6 protein-coding genes and 1 pseudogene are annotated in these 6,070 nt (G+C 62.9%); 6 read left to right on the top strand and 1 reads right to left on the bottom strand.

The annotated features are described in order from the left end of the window. Positions 1-156: 156 nt before the first annotated feature. Positions 157-1,080 carry a BadF/BadG/BcrA/BcrD ATPase family protein gene (locus tag EN964_RS21320; protein ID WP_236382668.1) on the bottom strand — a complete coding sequence of 308 codons (924 nt, stop codon included), beginning with the start codon at positions 1,078-1,080 and terminating at the stop codon, positions 157-159. A gap of 150 nt (positions 1,081-1,230) precedes the next feature. On the opposite strand from EN964_RS21320, the gene EN964_RS21315 reads away from it, so the two are divergent. From EN964_RS21315 to EN964_RS38715, 6 genes and pseudogenes are all read left to right on the top strand, one after another. Next, a complete protein-coding gene (locus tag EN964_RS21315; RefSeq protein ID WP_127269592.1) occupies positions 1,231-2,481 on the top strand; it encodes an extracellular solute-binding protein in 1,251 nt (416 codons plus the stop codon). A gap of 1 nt (position 2,482) precedes the next feature. Next, positions 2,483-3,418, top strand: coding sequence for a carbohydrate ABC transporter permease (locus EN964_RS21310; RefSeq protein WP_127272222.1), 936 nt, complete (start codon positions 2,483-2,485; stop codon positions 3,416-3,418). Then, a complete protein-coding gene (locus tag EN964_RS21305) occupies positions 3,415-4,263 on the top strand; it encodes a carbohydrate ABC transporter permease (RefSeq protein WP_127272221.1) in 849 nt (282 codons plus the stop codon). Before EN964_RS21310 ends, EN964_RS21305 begins: the two co-directional genes overlap by 4 nt. 29 nt (positions 4,264-4,292) lie before the next feature. Next, positions 4,293-5,225, top strand: coding sequence for a 3-keto-5-aminohexanoate cleavage protein (locus EN964_RS21300; RefSeq protein ID WP_127270835.1), 933 nt, complete (start codon positions 4,293-4,295; stop codon positions 5,223-5,225). 11 nt (positions 5,226-5,236) lie between these two features. Continuing rightward, positions 5,237-5,368 (top strand): annotated as a pseudogene (locus EN964_RS21295) (ATP-binding cassette domain-containing protein); the annotation flags it as partial. 50 nt (positions 5,369-5,418) lie between these two features. Continuing rightward, positions 5,419-6,070 (top strand): hypothetical protein (locus EN964_RS38715; protein ID WP_245490679.1); only part of this gene is annotated, 652 nt, incomplete at its 3' end.

Below are 6,070 nucleotides of genomic sequence, written 5' to 3'. Positions count from 1 at the left end.
CTGATAGCTGGCGCCGATGCCGGCAAGCCCGATCGTCTTGCCGGCAAAAGCGCGGAGATCGAGGTCGTCAAGCGACGAGGCCACCGAACGCCGGCCGATTTCGAGACTTTCCGTCTGGCGCGCCACCGCCGGGCGATAGCCGATACGCTTCATCATTCAAACCGCTCCAATTCCCAAAGATTGGCCCTGACCGACCAGCAGTCGTCTCGCCAAGGCGACCGCACCCAGCACCGGCGGCTCGCGCAGCAGCAGCACCTGGCTCGACGGCGAGACCTTTGCCATGGCCTCGACGAATGCCGTCATCAACATCGGCTGCTCCGAGATGACCCCGCCGCCAGCCACGACAAGGGCGGGATTGGCGCCGCGTTCGATCAAGAGTGCGACCAATGCGGCCAACCCTGCCCCGCCTTCGCTGATAACACGGATAGCCAGAGCCGAGCGGGCGATCGCCGCGTCGAATACGGCATTGGCATAGCGGCCCCAGACCGCAGCACCACGCGTTTCGTTGAGCAGGATGCCAAGCTTGGTCTGGTCGTCTGTACCCAGTTCGCGCATCAGCCCGGCAATCAGCGGGTCACCATCCTGGCCCCGGTCGAGGCTGTGCCGGACTGCTTTCGCCGCCTCGCGCACCAATGCCGGCGCGCTGCCCTCGTCGCCAAGGATCCAGCCCCAGCCACCGGCTGCCAGCATCTTGCCATCGGCCGTGCGTGCCACCGCGATCGAGCCTGTGCCGGAGACGACGCCGATGCCGTCGATATAGCCAGCGGCAGGAACCATCAGCTCGGCATCGTTGACCACCTGCACCGCACCACCGGTCCTGCTTGCCAGCAGCGCCTGGAAGCGAAGGCATTGTTCACCCGTGTCGCAACCATGCGCGCCAACGGCCAGCACAGCGGGCGCGACCCCGCCGCACAATCCCGCGACGATCCCAGCCAGCGTCGTGGCATCGGTTTCCATCTGGCGGATGCGCCAGGTCTCCGTCACCAGCACCTCGTCGGCGATCGTACGCTCGCCCTGGCACGCCATGATCCGCGTCTTGGTGCCGCCGATATCCACGCCTGCAATGATTTTCTGGGTCACCGTTATCCACCGCACACGCCGGACGAAGCGGGTTGCCGCGTCCAGATCCTTATTAGTTAGGAAACTTTACAAACTATCTTTCCAGACGGCAAGAACTATGATTTGATAATGGTCGTAAAAAGCGCATCAAGCGCATTGGGAGATTGCAACATGAGCAGGAGAAAGATTGGTCTGGCCCTCGCGGCCGCGTCTTTCGCATGGGGACTCGCAGCCAGCGTGGCACATGCAACCGACATCTCGTTCTGGACCTGGCGCCAGGAAGACAAGGCTGCCTACAATGAACTTTTCGCGGATTTCGCCAAGGCCAACCCGGACATTCATGTGAAGTTCGAGTCGTTCCCGGATGAGAACTATCCGACGATTGTCTCGACGGCGCTGGCCGCCGGCAAGGGCGGCGACGTCATCCACACCCACGCCTATGGCTGGCTGGAGCAGTTCGTCAAGGCTGGCTATTTCGAGCCGCAGGATCTGACCACGGTGCCTTCACTCGCCAACCAGCCCGCCGATGCGCTGGTGGCCGGCACCTACCGCGCCGACAAGAAGGTCTATTCCCTGCCCTTCGCCTCGCAGACGCTCGGCCTGTTCATCAACAAGGACGTCTTCACCAAGGCCGGGCTGACGCCGCCGACCACATGGGATGAGTTCATAACCGTCAGCAAGGCGCTGAAGGACAAGGGTATTTACCCCCTGGCCAACGGCATGGGCACCAGCTGGTTCAACGAGATGTTCGTGGCCATCTTCACCAACCCGTTCCTCGGCCAGGACTTTGTCAGGGACCTGACGTCGGGCAAGACCACCTTCAAGGACCCGCGCTATGTTGCGGCGCTCGGCATGCTGCTCGAACTGCGCGACTACATGCCGCCCGGCTTCGAAGGCATCGACTACGACACCGCCGGCCAGCTGTTCATCAGCGGCAAGGCGGCGATGCTGGCCGGCGGCAGCTTCGATATCGCCAGCTACCGCACCCAGAACCCGGCCATCAACATGGACTTTGTCGCCCCGCCAATGGCCAAGGCCGGCGACACACCGCAGGTGACCAAGTTCTTCGATGGCGGCTATGCCGTCAACGCCAAGTCGGCCAACAAGGAGGCCGCGCTGAAGCTGGTCAACTGGATGGGCACCAAGGAGTTCGGCGACAAGTTCTCCGCTCTGCTCGGCAACATCTCGCCGATCAAGGGCGTCGTCATCAAGGACGAGCTTCTCGCCCATGTCGCCAAGTTGAACGAAACTGCCATGCCGCATATCAATGTCGTCTACTTCCGTTTCGAGAAGCCGACGGGATCGGAGCTGCTGCAGGGCGACATCACCAAGATGATGTCGGGTTCGATCACCCCGGACCAGCTCGCCGCCGACCTGACCAGCGGCCTCGCCAAATGGTACAAGCCTTTCCAGGGCAAGTGACATGAACATCGGCCGGCGCCACACCACAAAAGCCTTTCCGTGGCGCCGGTCACTCTGGATCGCGTCCCTGCTGACACCGGCCCTGGTGGTCATGGTGTTGTTCGTGCTCTGGCCGCTGCTGTCGGCCTTCCGCCTTGCCTTCTATGAGTTCAACGGCTTGCAGCCGACCGGATTCATCGGCTTTGAAAACTTCCGCAAGGTGCTGTTTGAACAGCCTTACAGCGACTGGACCTACAATGCGCTGAAGCACAACATCATCGCCTTCGTGGCGCTGATGGTGTTCGAGAACGGCACCGCCTTCCTGCTCGCCTACGCCTTGCTGAAGGCACTGCCCGGCCACCGCATCCACCAGGTCATCGTCTTTCTTCCCGTCGTGCTGTCGGCGGTCATCGTCGGCTTCCTGTGGAAACTGTTTCTGCACCCGCTGTTCGGTCTGGTGAACCAGACGCTGGCGCTGGTCGGCATCAGCGCCATCCCGTGGCTCGGCAACGAACACACCGCACTCGGCAGCGTCCTGTTCGCCAATGTCTGGCACTGGCTGGGCTTCCCGACCCTGGTGCTTTTGGCCGGCATGCAGCGCGTCAGCAAGGACGTGATCGAGGCCGCCCGTCTCGACGGCGCCGGCGACTATGTGCTGATGACCAAGATCGTGTGGCCGCTGATAGCGCCCAGCGTCACCATCGTCACCATCCTGACCTTCATCGGCAGCTTCAACTGGTTCGAAATTCCGTATGTGATGGCCGGCCTTACCGGTTCGCCCGGCGGCGCCACCGACGTGCTCGGCCTCTATTTCTACCGCACCGCCTTCGGCTCGACGACGACCGGCATCCAGGATTTCGGCCAGGGTAGCGCACTGGCCGTGATGATGTTCATCATCGTTGCCGGCGTCACCGCTATCGCGCTTCGCTATCTGCGCCGTCGTGAGATCGAACTGTGAGCGAAACAAACGGCACCAGGGAACCCGGCGAGCTGTTGAAGAACGGCGCCATCCAGCTGATGCTGGCGGTCAATGCCGTCATCATGATCTATCCGCTGTTCGTCATGGTGATGTCGTCCTTCAAGACCAATGCCGAGATCTTCAGCTCGCCCTTCGCCCTGCCGGCGCACTTCTCGCTGGCCAATGCCGAGCGGGTGTGGAGCGAAACCAATTTCGTGCGCTACCTCGCCAATTCCGTCGGCATCACCATGGCCGCGGTGGCGCTGATCCTTCTGTTCAGCACCATGGCCGCCTATGCGATTGCCCGCTACCAGTTCAGGCTGAGCGCGCTGGTGCTGATGTTTTTCCTCAGCGGCATGACCGTGCCGCTGAAACTGGCGATCATTCCGCTGTTCATCCAGCTGGATTCGCTGAGGCTGGTCGACAGCTATGCCGGCCTGGTGCTGGTCTATGTCGCCATGGGCATTCCCTCGGCGGTGTTCATCATGACCGGCTTCCTCCGGACTTTGCCGCGCGAACTGGAAGAGTCGGCGCGCATGGACGGCGCCAGCGAATTTCGCATCATGCGATCGATCATGCTGCCGCTGGCGCGCCCGGCGCTCGTCATCGTCGCAATCCAGAACGCCGTGCCCATCTGGAACGACTTCTTCTTCCCGCTGGTGCTGATCACCTCCGACAATCTCAAGACGCTGCCGCAGGGCCTCACCGTCTTCGTCGGCGAATTCACCACCGACTGGGGCGTGCTATTCACCGGGCTGACGCTGGCGGCGTTGCCGATCACGCTGCTCTACATCGTTCTGTCGAAGCAGTTCATCTCCGGCATCACTCAGGGTGCGGTGAAATAAGGCACTGTCAGTAACGAGGATTGTTTCAAGTGGCGAACCAGAACAAGATCATCATCACCTGCGCGGTCACCGGCTCGATCCACACGCCGTCAATGTCGCCGCATCTGCCGGTGAGCGCACAAGACATCGCCGAGGCCGCGATCGGCGCGGCGGAGGCCGGCGCTGCCATCGTCCATCTGCATGCGCGCAACCCCGTCGATGGCCGTCCCGACCAGTCGACCGAGGCCTTCGCGCCCTTCCTCAGGGTGATCAAGCAGCGCTCGGACTGCGTGATCAACATCACCACCGGCGGCGCCGCGACGATGAGCGTCGAGGAGCGGGTCAAGCCGGCGGCGACCTTTGCGCCGGAAGTCGCCTCGCTCAACATGGGCTCGATGAATTTCGGCCTCTATCCGATGCTGGAGCGCTTCAAGACCTTCGAACATGATTGGGAGCTTCCATATCTCGAAGGCTCGCGCGACCGCATCTTCCGCAACACCTTTGGCGATATCGAGCACATATTGCGCACCTGTGCGGAGAACGGCACCCGTTTCGAAATCGAGTGTTACGACATCGGCCATCTCTATACGCTCGCCCATTTCGTCGAGCGCGGCCTGGTCAAGGCGCCGTTCTTTGTCCAGAGCGTGTTCGGTATCCTTGGCGGCATCGGCACCCATCCGGAGGATGTCGCGCATATGAAGCGCACCGCCGACCGCCTGTTTGGGCGGGACTACCACTGGTCGGTGCTGGGCGCGGGCCGAAGCCAACTGCCGATCGCCACCCAGGCGATTGCGCTTGGAGGCAATGTGCGCGTCGGGCTTGAGGACTCGCTGTGGATCGGCAAGGGCCAGCTGGCGAAATCCAACGCCGAGCAGGTGAAGAAGGTCCGCCAGATCATTGAGGGGCTCGGTGCCTCGGTGGCCACCCCTGACGAGGCGCGGCAAATTTTGCAGCTCAAGGGTGGCGACAAGGTCTCTTTCTGAGGAAAACACTAATGAGTGCGGTCACCATATCGGGCGTCGAGAGAGCCCTTGGCAAGGCGAAGGTTATCCACGACGTATCTGTCGACATCGCGTCCGGTGAGTTCGTCATCCTCGTCGGACCGTCCGGCTGCGGCAAGTCGACCTCGATACCGTCGAAACATGGCCGGCGCCTTTCCGCCAGCAGGCGCTGGCCTTGATGGCGGCGGAGCGGAATGACGATCCGGATGCCGCGCTCGACCGTCTCGTGCTCGAGGCGGCGCTGGCCGAGGGAGACGATCAGGCGCTGGCGCGCAAGGTGCTAGCCCGCATCGAAGCCGGTTCGAGCCGGCCGTCCTTCCTGCCGCGCCTGCTCTTGAGTCGGGCCGGGTTTGCCGCCTGCGCTGCTGCCGCGCTCATAGCGGCGACGCTGGCAGGCTACCAGGCGGCGCGGCTGCAGGACGATCCGTCCGATATGGAGCTTCTGGCGCTGGCGTCGGGATCGTCGCTGGCTTATGGCGTGTCCCGGATGATCCGGCAGAGGAGGGCTCGCTTTGAAGCGTTCCCGGATATGGACGGCGACGCTGGTGGTGCTCGCCCTTTCGCTCGGGGTCAACTTCTTCCTGCTCGGCTATGCCTTGCACGGCCTGCGCAAGGGCGCGGCGCGCGCGTGCTGTTGTCGGAGATTGCCAGCACTTATCCGCCCGAGGTAAGGAAGGAGTTCCGTGGCGTGCTGCGCGACAACGGCGCTCGCACCTTCCAGGCACTGCGCGAACTGCGTGCCGCGGGCACCATTGTGGCGGCGGCACAAACAGCCAAACCCTTTGACGAAGCGGCGGTGAAGGACGCGACGGCGGGGGGCGCACCCC

Origin of the sequence: Mesorhizobium sp. M7A.F.Ca.CA.001.10.2.1 (genome assembly GCF_003998575.1) — a bacterium.
Taxonomy (GTDB): Bacteria; Pseudomonadota; Alphaproteobacteria; order Rhizobiales; family Rhizobiaceae; genus Mesorhizobium.
This window is presented reverse-complemented; position numbering and strand designations above follow the sequence as displayed.